This window comes from uncultured Exiguobacterium sp. (assembly GCF_964277885.1).
Taxonomy (GTDB): domain Bacteria; phylum Bacillota; class Bacilli; order Exiguobacteriales; family Exiguobacteriaceae; genus Exiguobacterium_A.
The window spans coordinates 1,171,703-1,186,688 of sequence record NZ_CAXYJR010000005.1 but is presented as its reverse complement, the minus strand read 5'-3'; the positions used below and the strand labels follow the sequence as shown (position 1 = coordinate 1,186,688).

At 47.0% G+C, this 14,986-nt stretch carries 16 protein-coding genes; 5 read left to right on the top strand and 11 right to left on the bottom strand.

Going from position 1 to position 14,986, the window contains the following annotated elements; all coding sequences use genetic code 11:
* Positions 1-4: 4 nt before the first annotated feature.
* Entirely contained in the window at positions 5-3,238 is a 3,234-nt protein-coding gene (locus ACHWTJ_RS07705; protein WP_394679369.1) for an FtsX-like permease family protein, read from the top strand.
* Between the two features lie 53 nt (positions 3,239-3,291).
* Here ACHWTJ_RS07705 and ACHWTJ_RS07700 read toward each other — a convergent pair whose 3' ends face one another.
* From ACHWTJ_RS07700 to ACHWTJ_RS07655, 10 genes are all read right to left on the bottom strand, one after another.
* Positions 3,292-4,215, bottom strand: a complete 924-nt coding sequence (locus tag ACHWTJ_RS07700) for a DMT family transporter (protein WP_394679368.1) — start codon at positions 4,213-4,215, stop codon at positions 3,292-3,294.
* A gap of 105 nt (positions 4,216-4,320) precedes the next feature.
* Entirely contained in the window at positions 4,321-4,791 is a 471-nt protein-coding gene (locus ACHWTJ_RS07695) for a hypothetical protein (protein WP_394679367.1), read from the bottom strand.
* Positions 4,792-4,822: 31 nt separating this feature from the next.
* Positions 4,823-5,140 (bottom strand): hypothetical protein, encoded by a 318-nt coding sequence (locus tag ACHWTJ_RS07690; protein ID WP_394679366.1) that lies wholly within the window; start codon positions 5,138-5,140, stop codon positions 4,823-4,825.
* Positions 5,141-5,169: 29 nt separating this feature from the next.
* On the bottom strand, positions 5,170-7,614 hold the full coding sequence (locus ACHWTJ_RS07685) for an ABC transporter permease (RefSeq protein ID WP_394679365.1): 2,445 nt from the start codon (positions 7,612-7,614) through the stop codon (positions 5,170-5,172).
* Positions 7,611-8,360: an ABC transporter ATP-binding protein gene (locus tag ACHWTJ_RS07680; RefSeq protein ID WP_082487087.1), complete on the bottom strand. Its 750-nt coding sequence runs from the start codon at positions 8,358-8,360 to the stop codon at positions 7,611-7,613. Before ACHWTJ_RS07680 ends, ACHWTJ_RS07685 begins: the two co-directional genes overlap by 4 nt.
* Positions 8,361-8,456: 96 nt before the next feature.
* Positions 8,457-8,879 carry a cytidine deaminase gene (locus tag ACHWTJ_RS07675; protein ID WP_294745999.1) on the bottom strand — a complete coding sequence of 141 codons (423 nt, stop codon included), beginning with the start codon at positions 8,877-8,879 and terminating at the stop codon, positions 8,457-8,459.
* 10 nt (positions 8,880-8,889) lie between these two features.
* The gene (locus ACHWTJ_RS07670; protein ID WP_035397128.1) at positions 8,890-9,660 is read right to left on the bottom strand and encodes an ABC transporter permease; all 771 of its coding nucleotides are present in this window, start codon (positions 9,658-9,660) and stop codon (positions 8,890-8,892) included.
* Positions 9,657-10,358, bottom strand: a complete 702-nt coding sequence (locus ACHWTJ_RS07665) for an ATP-binding cassette domain-containing protein (RefSeq protein WP_058713151.1) — start codon at positions 10,356-10,358, stop codon at positions 9,657-9,659. The genes ACHWTJ_RS07670 and ACHWTJ_RS07665 overlap by 4 nt, the downstream gene beginning before the upstream one ends.
* A gap of 96 nt (positions 10,359-10,454) precedes the next feature.
* Entirely contained in the window at positions 10,455-10,895 is a 441-nt protein-coding gene (locus ACHWTJ_RS07660) for an NUDIX domain-containing protein (RefSeq protein ID WP_195864941.1), read from the bottom strand.
* A 58-nt stretch (positions 10,896-10,953) separates the two neighbouring features.
* Positions 10,954-12,549, bottom strand: coding sequence for a M3 family metallopeptidase (locus tag ACHWTJ_RS07655; RefSeq protein WP_394679364.1), 1,596 nt, complete (start codon positions 12,547-12,549; stop codon positions 10,954-10,956).
* A 159-nt stretch (positions 12,550-12,708) separates the two neighbouring features.
* Between ACHWTJ_RS07655 and ACHWTJ_RS07650 the strand changes: the two genes are divergently transcribed.
* Both ACHWTJ_RS07650 and ACHWTJ_RS07645 read left to right on the top strand, forming a co-directional pair.
* Positions 12,709-12,915 carry a helix-turn-helix transcriptional regulator gene (locus tag ACHWTJ_RS07650; RefSeq protein WP_023468455.1) on the top strand — a complete coding sequence of 69 codons (207 nt, stop codon included), beginning with the start codon at positions 12,709-12,711 and terminating at the stop codon, positions 12,913-12,915.
* Positions 12,912-13,610, top strand: a complete 699-nt coding sequence (locus tag ACHWTJ_RS07645) for a DUF3169 family protein (RefSeq protein WP_394679363.1) — start codon at positions 12,912-12,914, stop codon at positions 13,608-13,610. Before ACHWTJ_RS07650 ends, ACHWTJ_RS07645 begins: the two co-directional genes overlap by 4 nt.
* Positions 13,611-13,654: 44 nt before the next feature.
* Here the strand turns inward: ACHWTJ_RS07645 and ACHWTJ_RS07640 are convergent, their stop codons facing one another.
* Complete coding sequence (locus tag ACHWTJ_RS07640) at positions 13,655-13,804, bottom strand: hypothetical protein (protein WP_158581853.1); 150 nt, start codon at positions 13,802-13,804, stop codon at positions 13,655-13,657.
* A gap of 100 nt (positions 13,805-13,904) precedes the next feature.
* Between ACHWTJ_RS07640 and ACHWTJ_RS07635 the strand changes: the two genes are divergently transcribed.
* Positions 13,905-14,087, top strand: coding sequence for a hypothetical protein (locus ACHWTJ_RS07635; protein ID WP_035397121.1), 183 nt, complete (start codon positions 13,905-13,907; stop codon positions 14,085-14,087).
* Positions 14,088-14,093: 6 nt separating this feature from the next.
* Entirely contained in the window at positions 14,094-14,957 is an 864-nt protein-coding gene (locus ACHWTJ_RS07630; protein WP_394679362.1) for an NAD-dependent epimerase/dehydratase family protein, read from the top strand.
* The last annotated feature ends 29 nt before the right edge of the window (positions 14,958-14,986 follow it).

Here is a 14,986-nt window from a genome sequence, read left to right as displayed (position 1 = left end):
TATCATGCTACGTTTCATCTGGAATTCGTGGTGGCGCAACAAGGAACGATTCATTTTATTACTCGTTGGCGTCCTCGTCGTCAGTACCGGTTTGAGTTATTTGATCGGGACGACACAAGCAAATAACGGAACAGTCGTCGACGAACTGCAAAAACGTTGGAAGTCTTCCTACGATATTGTCGTACGTCCTCCAAATAGCCGAAGTGTGACGGAAGACCTCAAACTACTCGAACCGAACTATATGAGTAGTCTGGATGGCGGAATCACGATGAAGCAATATAAGACGATCCAAGATATCTCGGACGTCGAAGTCGCAGCTCCGATTGCGATGATTGGAAACCACTCTACAAATGCACCTGTTGGTACGCATCGGTTTGACGATTACGGTGTCTATAAGTTGACGATCACCGATAAACAGAATACCGGTCTGAACGTCGAAAAATACTCTACCGTTAATTATCTCGCTGCCGGGTGGACACCGGATGAAAATGCAACACGTTCCGGCGTCTCACCTGCTGTTCTGGGTGAAGATCCGTTATTAGAATTTGGAAGTGCGACGATGATTGCCGGAATTGATCCCGAAGCAGAAGCTCGCTTGATCGGACTAGATAACGCGACGATTAGTGGAAAACATAGTCGTTACTTTGACAAACAAGACAAAGCAAACGTCGTTGATCCTGAACTCGGAACGGTTGAGATGCCCATTTTGATGAACGAGCGGGAATATGTCGATGCGTCCCGGACGTATACGTATGAGAAATTAGATCTCCCGCTTATCAATGACTCGATTCAAGAAACGATTCAAGATGTGACGAAGCGTGGTGGTGAAAAGTTTTTAAATACGCTACAGACAACTGACGCTCCTGCAAAAACATATTCATTCTCAACGCAGGACGTTCAAAAAACGTTAATCCAACAGATTATGACGGACTCGTTCCCTGAGCTACCGTCAGGAAATTCCGAATGGCTAATCCTAAAGCCGTCACCAATTAGTTACCAGTCCATCTCTAGCCCCTTTGCGTCGCGCTGGCCGTTTAGTTATCAAGTTGAACCGAAAAAAGTCGAACCGGATTCATTACTAGCGAAACGAACGATGTACCGGGAAGCACGCATGTTCGGGAAGACGAGTGACGATTGGCCACGGATTCGATTAAACTACATCGGAGTCTTCAATCCGAAAAAACTGAATTTATCGAAGGATCCATTGACGGAACTACCGATGGAGACGTATTTCCCTGCAAAGGCACAATGGGTCATGGATAAGAACGATCGTCCAGTTAATCCCGTCAAGGATGTCAAACCGACGAATGATCCGTATGACTTCCTGACGAAACCCCCTTCGATGTTGACGACGCTTGATGCCGCCTTCAAGATTCGCGGTGAAAAAGCGATCTCTGTCATTCGCGTCAATGTCAAAGGCGTCGATCAGATGAATGCAGCGAGTGAGCAAAAGCTCCAAGACGTCGCGAAAGAAATTGAGGAGAAGACCGGTCTGATCACGGACATCACACTTGGTTCATCTCCGCAGCTCGCTTTGACTTACTTACCAGGACTCGAAAAACAATCGGCCCTCGGATGGGTCCAACAACCGTGGATCAAACTCGGTTCTTCAATGACGATTTTCCAAGAGGCGAAGGTCGGCATGTCTGGCGTCATCGCTAGTGTCATCGCGGTTGCGCTCGTCTATGTCTTTAGTTCAAATATCATTCTACTCTATGCACGCAAAAAGGAATTCGCGATTCTATTGTCTCTCGGCTGGCGTCCACGTCAACTCTCGAAGTTATTGTTCCTTGAAGCGACGCTACTCGGATCTCTCGTAGCGTTAATCGCTTGGTCGATTCTTGGTACGTTTTGGTTAACGACTGATCATCCGATCGCCTTAGGACGAATTCTGTTAATCGGCCTTGCTGGTCTACTCATTTACTGGGGTGGTACGCTCGTTCCAATGGCATTGATCCGCAGAATCAAACCATATGAGAGTATGCGATCCGGTGAAGTCTCTCGTTCGCGCCGATTCGTTCGCTCACAATCGATTTTTGGTATGAGCATGAATCAACTCTTCACGTATTGGCAACGAACAATCCTTTCGATCATTGCGATCGCCTTGCCGACGAGTCTGTTCATCTTCTTCCTCTTCGTGACATTCCGCTTAAAAGGAGTGCTCTATGCGACGTGGCTCGGTGAATATGTTGCCTTGGAAGTCGGTACGATGCATTATGTCGCGATGGGTGTTGCCTTGTTGATCGCCATCTTGACGACGACAGAAATTCTTTGGCAAAACGTCAATGAACGTCGCAGTCAACTCGCTGTCTTAAAAGCAACAGGGTGGCAAGACGGATTGATTCGACGCCTCGTCTTATTAGAAGGTTTGCTGACAGGGTTATTAGCCGGAATCGTCGGTCTTCTGTTTGCCCTAGTAATGATTTGGCAAGTATACCGTCAATTCCCGACAACGGAACTCGGTTTCTTGTCTGCTACGATTCTAATTCCACTTCTGACAGGGATCATCGGTGCAATTTTGCCAGCACAGCGCGCTGTCCGTATCGTTCCAAACGCAGCGATCAGTAACATAAGCGTCAATTCTAAGGAAACAGAACGTCGTTTCAAGCTAGCACTCTCATCCATTGGAGCTGTGTTAATCATCGGCGTCCTCTCTCTTTTCTTGTTCGCGACGAATGAGGATCCGGTTGAACAAACACCTACAGCGAAAGCTCCAAAAGTCGTTACGACGGGAAGTAAGATTTCGGATGGACTAACAGGTTCAAAACGTCAGCTTGAAGCGACGAAAAAAGAAGCTTCCGGGGTGATTGAAGAGACGATGGCAAAAGGAACGATTAAGACGTTCCCAGGAGATCCGGCTGTTAAAGATACAAGTTTCTGGATTGGAAAATTGTTGAAGCAACCGCCTGCTTCCCTGAAACTAAAACAGAAAAAAGGGTATCAGTACATCACGGTTCCGACGTTTTATCAAGATCTCTACTATCGAGAAGCTGGGGAAGAAAGTTACTATTTCCCGAATCGTTTCCGGATGACAGGAGTCAGTGGTGTCTATGAACCAATTGATTATGAAAACAAAAACGAAAAAACATGGAAACAAGGTATAAAATATGTAGCACCTGGACAATCACATGTGAACCTTGTATATCAAGTACCTGAGGATGAGAAAGAATTCGTCATGTTCGTTTCTGGAGAAAACTTCGCAAAAACAATAACCGTTAAAATTGATTTAAAGAAATGATTAAAAACAGCTCGTTCTCAACGTATGCAACCATACGTTTGAACGAGCTGTTTTTAAATGCGTATCAACACAATACCGCCAAGCATGACAAGTAGACTGACGATCTGTACACCTGTCACGGGTTGTTTTTTTGCACCGAACCAGCCGAAACGGTCAATCAATAGACTGCCGGTCAGAAGACCAATCGTCACGATCACGACAGCGAGTCCTGTACCGACGAGCGGAACAATGAAAGCATTACCGGCAACAAACAATGCACCGATCAACCCACCGATCCAAATCCAGGCAGGTAAGGGTTGCGAGCGATCGATGTGCCACTTCGTTCGGAGGATCAGATTCAGCAACAGTAAGGTGATTGTACCGATGACGAATGAAATCAAGGCGCCTTTGACGGCTGACCCGAGAACACTACCGAGATGACCATTGATCGCTGTCTGGGCAGCACTCATCATACCCGTTAGAATCCCGAGCAGACGCCAGATAAGCAACGATTTTTCTGATGATGCTACCTGTTGCTTGCGCCGTCGTGCAAAATAGTCACCAAGTGCTACCGTCCCGACGACACCGAGTAACACAAATACTGCGCCGATGATCCGTGTCAACGAAAGTATCGTGACGTTCGCTTCAAACAATCCAAAATGATCAATCAACAGTCCCATGATGACCTGACCGAAAATCGGCATGATGACCGTTTGGACACCTCCGAGTCGCGGAAACAGTAAGATGTTTCCGGTCAAATAGATGACGCCAAGCAATCCACCAGCCCAAATCCAGAACGGTTCATCGGCAGTAGCTGTAAGACCTGTGAGATTCCCATCAACGAGCAACACGAGAATCAGTAAAAAGAGTGAGCCGATCGAAAAGGAAATCAGCGAAGCGAGAAACGGCGAACCGACGACGCCCCGCAGCCGTGTATTAACACTCGTTTGAACTGGTACGAGCAGACCGATGATAAATCCAATGATGATAGCAAGCATACGAGGACCTCCTTCTTCATGTGCCCCTTCATCATACGGTAGTCGAACACGCGGAAGCGACAGGAATGCTCAAAAAGGAGCCGGTTCATCGACCGGCTCCACGAATTAGATCTTTTTCCACGACTTCGGATACGTTCGCAATTCCTTCTTCGTTGGATGCTCAGCATCGAGACGTTTTCCGTTTCGTTCAAGAAACATATCGGATACGAGCAAAATAATCGCAAGAACGACATAGACAGCAAAACTGAGGAAGAATGGCAAATCGAATACGATGATCAGCGGGAAGAATAATCCCATTAAGATGACGAACAAAAAATCGGTCACATACTGCCATTGAATGATTTTTTTCATCTGAGGTTCTACCGTTAATGCCATATCACGTTCGACTTCTTGCGAGTGAATCCGCGCAATCCACACTAGTGCTACAAGTAAAAAGAACAATGGCCAGTACACGTCCCGATTGGCGACGACTAATAAGATACTGACTCCGTACAGCAACGAGCTGTACAAACGTGGTTTGACGAGTTGACGCTTTTCTTCTTGAATGAACGCGATGCGTTCTGCTTTTGTTTTCATTTAAATCCCCCAACTGATGTGACGTATCTTTTTAATCTGATCGAACCGTCCGTGATCGACCGATGTACTCGACTTTATTTTGAAGTACACGATACATCCGGTATTCTCCCGTCGGTGCAGACTTCAGCTGAACGGCAATCTGATGACGTCGTGATTTCGATGATTCCGACGCTACGAAGTACGGTTTGACCGATGCGATATCATCACGTCCGAACTGCTTCGTCACGTGTCGAGCGACTTGCACTTCAACAATTTGCTCATAGGTCGCATCCCGTTCACCTGCGATCATCCACCAACCGACACCGCTAATTACTACGAGTAATAGAATCGCCCCGATCGTTTTTCGCATTTCGATCCCCCCGGTTCACTTGCCCTTACTTACTGTTTCAATTCGTGAACGAGGTTTTCCTGCTTTCGTCGGGTGACGAACCAAGCGATGCCTATGACAAGCACTATCAAACCGGCACTGGTTCCGGCAATCGTCGGTACATTGAAGTAAAATGATCCCGCATCATCAATCCGTGTCATGAAGAAGGTCGCACCAAGTCCGCTGATCAGTCCAAAGGTGATGCCACTCCCAATGAATAAGAGCATTTGAATGAGTGTCAGCTGCCGGAGCTTGTTCCGTGTCAACGCAATCGTTCGTAGCAAGGCATACTCGCCTCGTTTTCCACTCACGAAACTGAGTAAGGCGTTCGCAAGTCCGAACCAGACGGATCCACTCATGACGACGAGCGCAATCAAGAAGACGAACCAGCGTTCCGTCGTTTGTTGCTCCGCATCACGAAGCGCGTCAGATAGTCGATTCACTTGCAGTGTCGGATAACTTTCTGTGATCTCTGATAATGTTGTGGTCACTTGAGCTTTCTTTAACTCGTACGGGACGTCGATAAAGACATTCAAGATTTGATCGTTTGGTTGCCGCAACTGCTCGTTCCGCCAATCCACGAGGACATCTGGTGATATCTTCTTTTCGATTCCAACGATTCGGAATTGACCGATCGAAACGCTTCGTTCTTGTTCCCCGTCCCATCGCCCGAGCGGCAACATATCGCCTTTTTGAAGACTGTGTTTTTTAGCGAAGGTCCGTGAGACGATGATTCCTTCTGTGTCATTCGTTTGTTCTCCCGCTAAGACGTCAAGACGACGATAGTCCGTTACTTCGTATTCGATCGAGACATCTTCTTGAGGCAATTGATATTCGAGTGAATTTCGAGACGACAGGAAGGTCGCTTTTGCGCCAGGTAGTTCCGTTTCAATTTGTCGAATCAATTGTAGCGGGTTTCCTTGCGATCCTTCATCTAAACGACTCTTTAAGACGACCTCCGTCGGATATTGACTGATGATGTACTTCCGCTCGTTTTGTTGCACCGTCTCAAGGAACGTCGAGCCGATGACGACGATGATCATCAATACTTGAACGATCAGCATCAACCAGGCATTTTTCCGAAGTTGCGGTAACACGCCCCGGAAGGCGACGAAACTCGTCGGTCCCGCTAACCGACGAACGATCGGTTCCGCTCGATGGAGCACCCCCATTAAGAGGAGTGGCGTCGCAAGATACATCGTCAGTAAAAAGGCGACAGTTGCACCGAGCCAGGCGATCGCCCGTGACCCACCCGTACTAGCAATCACTTCAGCGAATAAAACCAAACTGACAGTCAATCCACTACTAAACAGGACGAGACGTTTTCGTCGGGTCGGTCGTGCTGCCGTTTTTAGATTATCTCGTAAGACGTGGAGTGGTAACACATCTCGTTTTCGGTAAGCCGTACTTGCGAGCAACAGCAGAATCAACAAAGCACTACCGAACGTGACGAGCATCAAGAACGCTCCCTGTTCAATCATGAGGGAGACAATCATTTTACCCTCTATCGGCCATACGAGTTGACCAAGTAATGGGAAGCAAATACTGCCTAGAATCGTAAGCGTCATTCCGGCTAAGACAATCAATCCAGATTGAACGAAGAACAGCTGAAACAGTTGGCGTGTCGTCGCCCCAAGCGTCCGCATGATCGCAAATTGGACAGCATGTTTACGTAAATATAAGTCGAAGTTCGCTATCAAGATGAAGCCGGACACGACAAGGATCAGTACTGACAAGATTCCGATGTAGCCGTTCAGCGCCGGTGAGAGCGCTTGCCCTTCCGAAAGTTCAAGTCGGAGCTTCGGATTCGCTTTGACGAGTGTATCGGCATAGTGGACGAGATCCGTCTCTTTTTTTAGATTGAGCAAGACGGCTTTCGTTTCGATCGAATGGTTCTTCTTCAGATCAGCATACGAAAGCAAGACTTGATCGTGCGAGACTTCCGGTGTTTTTGAATTTGGTAAAATCTCACCGATTCGATACGTCGCTTCTCCGACGCGAAGCGTTTGCCCGACACTACGATCCAGCGACGTCGCGAGTCGAGCTGACACGATCGCTTCTCCCTGTTTCAATTCGTTCGTGAAATGATACCGACTTTTCGTCAGGGCATCCGAATGAACTCCTATCGTCTCCACGTCGGCCATCGCTTGACCAGCGACGCGCGCTGTCGTCTGTAAGATCGACTCTGCGCCCAAGACATCGTGATCCTTTTTAAGTTGCTCAAACACGGTCTGATCCGTCCGCTCGTCTTCAGGTGTATATTTGACCGTCAGATCGACTTGACCATATCTTTGTACACGATCTGTCTCGATAGCGGCTTGATTATGTAGTAAAAAAATGACCATCGTTAAGACAAGACCAATCGAAATCATGACGCTTCCGATTGAGGTCACTAAAATCATCGGACTTTTACGGTACAGTCGGTGGGAAAGACGGAAGAGATGTTGTCGTTTCATACAGCCCCCACGAACTGCTCGTATGTCTCTAAGATCGGCGCCACGTCTCCGGTCGACAGCTGATCGGCAACAATCTGTCCGTCATGGAAATACAGCACCCGCTTCGCATGAGCAGCTACGGTCGCATCATGGGTCACGAGCAGGATGCTCGTCTGTTGTTCGCGATTAAGTTCTTGAAGCAACTGCATGATTTCAGCAGATGTCTTGAAATCGAGGTTCCCCGTCGGCTCATCCGCTAAGATGATTGGTGGTCGACTGATCAAGGCACGTGCGATGGCGACACGTTGTTGTTGCCCACCCGACAGCTCTTGCGGTCGATGATTGTTCCACTTCGTCAGTCCGACTCGTTTGAGCCAAGTGTCTACCTCTTGATTGATCGTTTTATCATCCATCCCCTTCAGCATCAATGGTAAGGCGATGTTCTCCTGAACTGTCAAATCATCGAGCAGATGAAACGATTGAAAGATGAATCCGATGTGCTGTTGTCGGTATAACGTCGCAGCAGGTTCAGTGAAGATGTCGCGTTGCCGTTTTTCCTTTAAGGTCAACGTTCCGCCGGTTGGCGCGTCAAGCGCTCCCAGGATATTCAACAGTGTACTTTTCCCAGAGCCACTCGTGCCCATGATGGCAATGAATCCTCCTTCCTCTAACGTAAAGCTGACTTGCTTCAACGCATGGATCGTCTCCGTTCCACGTATGTAGGTTTTTGATAACCGTTCGACTTCTAATAAAGCTGACACGCATATCCCTCCTTAGTTGTTCCGTCTATATCATAACCATAATAAGGATTTTTTAGAAGTAAATGCAAAAAACTCCTCATCTAAACGATGAGGAGTTACTGGTTATTGTCGGACATATTTCAATGGAATCAAATCTGCAATTCGGACTTTCGTCAATTGATCGTCGATCGTTAAGAGGACAAATGCGTCCGGTGCATAGTCGAAAATCAATTCGCGACACATGCCGCACGGACTGACGACGCGAATCGTTCGGTCCGTCTCATCCGAATAGGGATGTCGGACGGCGACGATCGTCTCAAAATCCGTCAATCCATCCGTGATGGCGGAACCGATCGTGATGGCTTCCGCGCACACCGTCACCCGTCCGATATAGGCTTCGACATGAACACCCGTTTTCGTCGCGCCATCTTTCGTCCGCACCGCAGCTGCGACGTGATGTTTATCGTCAGCGTAACGGTTTCGAATCGTTTCGGTTGCTAGTTCGACCAGTTGCAGGTCGGCTTCTGTAATCGGATAGGTCTGCATAATGTGCTCCTTACGTGTCTTTTTTCTTATAGGTCAAACCGATGAATTGTGCTTTTTCATTGAATAGTCGACGGTAGGATAGAAAACCAACGAGGACCGATGCCATCGCCGCCGTCGTCAAGATCAGGAATAGAATCAATAGTTGATAAAGGACCGCTTCCATTGGATCCGCGCCACCGATGATCAACCCACTCATCATCCCTGGCAGTTGGACGAGCCCCATCGTTTTTTGCGCTTCGATCGTTGGAATCATACTTGTCCGGATTGCGCCTTTTAAGCTCGTATCAATCGCTGTCTTCGCATCTCCACCGAGTGAAAGAATCAGTTCGATGATCTCGTCGCTTCGTTCGACCTCGTCCTTGAACTTATTGAGGAACAATAAGGACAAGATCATACAGTTTCCGATGACCATCCCGCTGATTGGAATGACTTGCTGGGCTTCGAACGGAATGATTCGTAACCCGAGCAAAATGCCCATTGTCAATGCTTCGACCGCAATCAGTGTGAACAAGATGATCCACTGGATCCCGGGAATCCCGTCCCCTTTACGGATGACGTTCAGTGTCGCTGCACCGATCATCAACAGAATCATCAGTAACATGAAAATTGGACTGCCGCTTTCAAAGACGAACGTCAAAATATAACCGATGATCAAGAGTTGGACGATCGATCGAACGGTTGCGATGAGGATGTCCTTCTCTAGACCAAGCCGTAACGTCCGCGCTAAGACGAGGGGGATCAAAATGAAGATGAGCGAAGTCGCCAGTTGGAGATAACTCATACCGATTCCCCCTTCAAGAACGCTTGCGTCTCTGCTTGACCACTTGAAACGAGTTCCTTGAATGCACCAGACTCGATCAATCGTCCTTCCTTTAAAAACCAGACTTCGTCGCTGACCCGCTTGGCTTGCTCTAAGTCATGCGTAATCCAAATGATCGTCGTCTGTAACTTCTGCTGTAAATCAAGAATCAGCTTCTCAATCTCCTGTACCATCCGGTAATCGAGACTTGCCGTAATTTCGTCAAGCAACAGGACGTCCGGTCGATTGACAAGTGTCCGCGCGATTCCAAGTCGGCTTCGTTCACCACCCGACAAATCTTTGACCGGTCGCTCAAGTTCGACGGATAGGTCAACTTGTTGTAGCAAGCGTTCCGCCTCTTCGCGCGGTAACGATTCACCAAAGATCGATTTCGGTAAATTGATATTATCGTAGACGGTACCTGGAATCATCGGCGCACTTTGGAACGCCATTCCGATCCTTTTGCGGACATCGAGCAGATTCATCTGCTCAAGTGGTTCGCCTCGAAAACGAATTTCGCCGCGATCGGGAGAAATCAGTCCATTGATGTGTTTCAATGTCGTCGATTTCCCGGCACCACTCGGTCCGACGAGCGTCGTAATGACGCCTTCGCGGAACTCACCTGTTATTTCGTGTAAGATGTGTTGATAGCTGACTTCGTGAAACGTAAGAATCGACATACCGTGTGTTCACCTGACTTTCTACAAGTTTCGGGTAATGCTCCTGTAGTGTTGTACCCGAAAATCCGTCACGTTAGTACGTCAAGCGACACTTCCTTACGCGTGGATGATTTCTCCAGCAAAATCATACGGTACCGTTCGACCAGCAAAGAGCGATTCTTTTGATGCTTCCGGTAAATTGAGGTGTTTGAACGCTTCTTCACGATCCATCCAGACGAGTCCGGAAATTTCTTCTGGAACATTCGTCTTTAATTGACCGGAAGTGATTTCTCCCGCGAAGAAGAAAAAGAGACAATGTTCCCCCGCTTGCGGGAAGAATGCTTCTGCCAGATGGACGATGTCACTTGGTATGATTGTAAATCCTGTCTCTTCCAGAACTTCACGCGTGATTGCCGTATGTAGCGTTTCGTCGCGCTCGACCGTTCCACCGGGCAATGTATAGTAGTCACCATGATCGCCACGATTCTCGACCATCAATAATTGATCACCGGTTTCATTAAATAATGTCGCATAGACGATGTTTTTACGGATATTCATGTTCGTCCTCCTATCGTTTTGTACATCTGCTATTTCTGATCAAAGCGTGTTGTTTTTATTATGTCTTTTCTAGCTCATTTGTCCAAATTTCAATTTGACCCTGTAGGAACGCCATCAACTCTTTCATTTCCGCATCACTTGGTAAGAAGGATACGCCCGCTCTCGCATAGACGGCTTGGATCGAATGGGTTTGACTAAGCGCTAAAGCTGCGATGAAATCTTTCAGCGTTTGGTCAGGGTCTTTCGTGAAACGGTGATAAACCTGGAGAGCGGCGATTTGAGCAATCGCGTACTCGATGTAATAAAAAGGTGTCTCAAAGAGATGGATGACACTCATCCATGCGTGACCTTTCCAATCGGGTGTTTCCGACCAATCAATGACGTCCGTATCGTATGATTCTCGGAGATCGGCATAATAGGCATGTCGTTCTTTTGGATCATGACCCGGGTGAGCATAGAGCCATGATTGAAAACGATCGACGATGATCGTCTCGGGTAAGAACTCGACAATGGAACGAATCTGTTCCAGTTTCGCCCGGGCAACGTCTTTTTTATCCGAAATCACCTGATGCCATTCGTTCATCGTCAACAACTCGAGCGACATGGCAGCGAACTCCCCTACTTCGAGCGGAATCGGTTGTAGTCCGTCGTACGTTTCTTTCATCGCATCATGATGGACGGCATGGCCGATCTCATGCATAAAGATGACGAGATCATCGAAGGTATGGATGCGATTCATGAATAAGAACGATTGTTGTTCGACGGGTAAATACTCACAAAACCCTCCGCCCGCTTTGTTTGACCGGGCATCGATATCGAGATGATTTATCTGTCGCATGTCTTTTAATACTTCAGCAAAATAGGGGTGAACGCTCTTGAGGATGGCTTGAGTCTGATCTAAGAATGAAGTATCGGAATCGGTCACGTGATGATCAATCTGTGTATAGGCCGATTGCCGGACGTCCCACGGATGGAGCGCATGTTTGCCGAGAAACGTTTGTTGTTCGCGCTGAAATTGCCGTTTGACCGGTAGAAAGTCGGATTGAATGATGGTGGCGTAATGATCGACATCTTGACTCGCATAATCAACGCGTCCGAGTTCTGCAAAAGCTAGTTCCTCGAATCCGATCTTACCACTTGCAGTGGCACGCGCTTGTCGTAACTCAACGAGTCGTGAAAACAACGGTTGAATGACGGATTCTTTCATGCGGAATGCTTCCTCAATCGATAAGAGCGCTTGTTTTCGAGTGGATTCATCCGCGTTAAATAAAGCAGCATGCAGATCGGAAACCGCCTCTCCCGATTTTGTCAGCATCGTCGCCTCAATTCGGAGATAGTCTTGAATAAGACAAGCTTCCTCTTCTGTCACACTTGTTGCTCTGAGTGATTGTTCAAAACGTGCTCTCGTTCGAAGTGTGATGTCATCACGCGAGACGAGATCCATTTTTACGGAACGTCTCAACGTATCGAGCTTATCCGATAGCTGCTGACGCCCTTGTTCGTATTCAGAAGTGGTACCGGGGTCTGTGACGTCCTGGAGATACGCAATTTTTTGTTTGAGCAATGTCTCTTCCATTTTTAGAATCGAAGCAATCTGGTGCGTAACATTCTCATCATGATAAATAACGTTATTTACACGTGACTGAGATTTCATCGACGGATTTCACATCTCCTTTCAACTTATTCCAGTATACAGTTTATGCCAACGATATGATCATTTTACGAATAAATGACTATTATATTGTCTTTTTTGACTATTATCGTTGTCAAAAAGACCGTGATAAGTTACATTATATAGGAGGTGAATCCCTATATGAAATCCAGATTAAAAGAATTACGTGCCCGTCACGGATGGAATCAGTCTGAACTGGCACGGCGTGCGAACATTTCGCGCCAGACGATCAGCTTAATCGAACGCGAAGAATTCATGCCGTCGCTATTGATCGCTGTTAAAATTTCTCGTGTGTTTGATACGCCGTTAGAAGACATTTTTTATTTCGATGAGGAGGAATTAACATGAACAAGGAAGCAGTCAAAGTCATCATCGCAGCGTTACTCGGTTTCATCAGCAGTTATTTCGTCATGTTTGTCCTAAAAAATACCCATTTGTCACAGTTTGAACGATCGCTCTATCTTGATTACATATTCACTAGTCTTTTCGTTATCTTGACGATCTTGACTCTCAGTTACATCGTACGCTATTTACAAATTCGTCAATTGACTAAACGCTCTGTTTCTTCCGACGAAGAGGACGCGATTGACGATCAAGTGAATCGCTACTATGCGGACGGCATGATGATCGTGCAGTTCTCCAATCTCCTCAGTATCGGGCTCGCTTCTTTTAGCATCATTGAAAACCAGTTCGGTCTTCATTTGATACTGAGTGGATTCTTTTTCGTCATCAGTTGTATTGCCTCGATTTATTTTCTCAATCTTATGCACCAGATCTATCCCAACCGCTATTTCCCAAAGTATTCAGAAAAGAACTATGCTGAAAAGCTATTCGCTGCCTCAGATGACGGCGAACGTCACGTCATGTTCGAAGGTCTGATCCGGTCACAGTTCCTGTTACAATTTTTATTGATGGGTATCATTGTCGTATTAGTCGTGTATTCGTATGAGACCGGTCAATCTCAGATCTTTGCAATCAGCTTATTGATTATCGCCTTGATCTGGAGCAACGCAAAATATTTTCTCCATGTACGCAATCGCTAAAAAGGAGCATCCAGTCAATCGACTGGATGCTCCTTTACATGCCTTCAAAAATCACGATGATTTTGTTGTTGATGGACATCATGCTGGTTCAGTGTATATTCCTGATCGTCGAGCGAGCGATGTTTCGATTGACTCCGCGCTGAAATGAACCAAACGACTCCACCAACGGCGAGAAAGATAGCAATGAAGACCATAGACACACTCCTTTAGATTCCTTTTTTACTTTATTCTTCCAACAACCTGGTTTTTCCTTTACGATAAGATCGAAGATATTAATTTATAGGGGGCGTTAGGATGTTCGGCAAAGAACCGACATGTATGCATTGCGGCAAAACGATTGAAGGAAACGAAAAAGTCTACATCCAGATGCGCTATCCGAAACATCGTGGGATGACGGAAATCAAAGCATACCTAAAAAGCGAAGGACGTTTCATTTGTGAGCAGTGTTTCGCAGAAAAGACAGAGTCAAAGGGGTAAGCATCCATGAATCTGAATGAGAGTACGATTTTAATTACAGGAATGACCGGGACGCTTGGCTCTCGTGTTGCGCGACGTTTTCTAGAAGAAGCCCATGAAGTACGCGGTTTGTATCGCTCTAAGGAACAAGCGGATCAACACGCCTTCAAAGGTGTCCACGCAGTCATCGGTGAGCTCGGTGATCGGGATTCGCTTCTTGCAGCACTCCAAGGCATCGATTTGTTGATTCACTGTGCTGCCTATCTCGGAGATGACCCCGATTTAGCACAGGAAGCAAATGTTACAGGTGTACAACATCTCGCGGATGCTGCGACAAAAGCTCGTGTCAAGCGCATCGTTCACATCTCGACGACTTCCGTGTACGGCGAAGTCGTGAGTGGACATTTTACGGAAACGTCACCGCTCCTACCGTCCGAACATGTCTACATCCATACAAAACAGGAATCCGAACGCCTGTTACAGGAATATACACCCGATTCCGATTTAATCATCTTACGTCCAGGATCAATTTGTGCCGAGGAGCAGTCCTATTGGGGGGATCGTCAAGTCGAGCGGATGAAGGAGGCGGATGTGATTACCTGGGTGCATCCGGATGATGTCGTCCCGTGGGTCCATACGGATAATCTAGTCGAAATGATCGTCATCGCCGCAAAAAATGCGCAAAATGGTGACACCTTTAATGCGATCGATGCGAATCTACCTGAGACGGATTTTCGGATGAAGTTGATCACAGCAAGTGACAAGCCGTACCAAATACCGAAGCGTGCAGCGGAATGCGCTACTTTCTCAAACGAACGAATCAAACGACTCGGATATGTTCCGATTCGTACTCCTGAATCAACTATTGAACAGTTGGTCAAATCGTTTTAATAACGAAGAAGCATCGAATCGAGTGATTC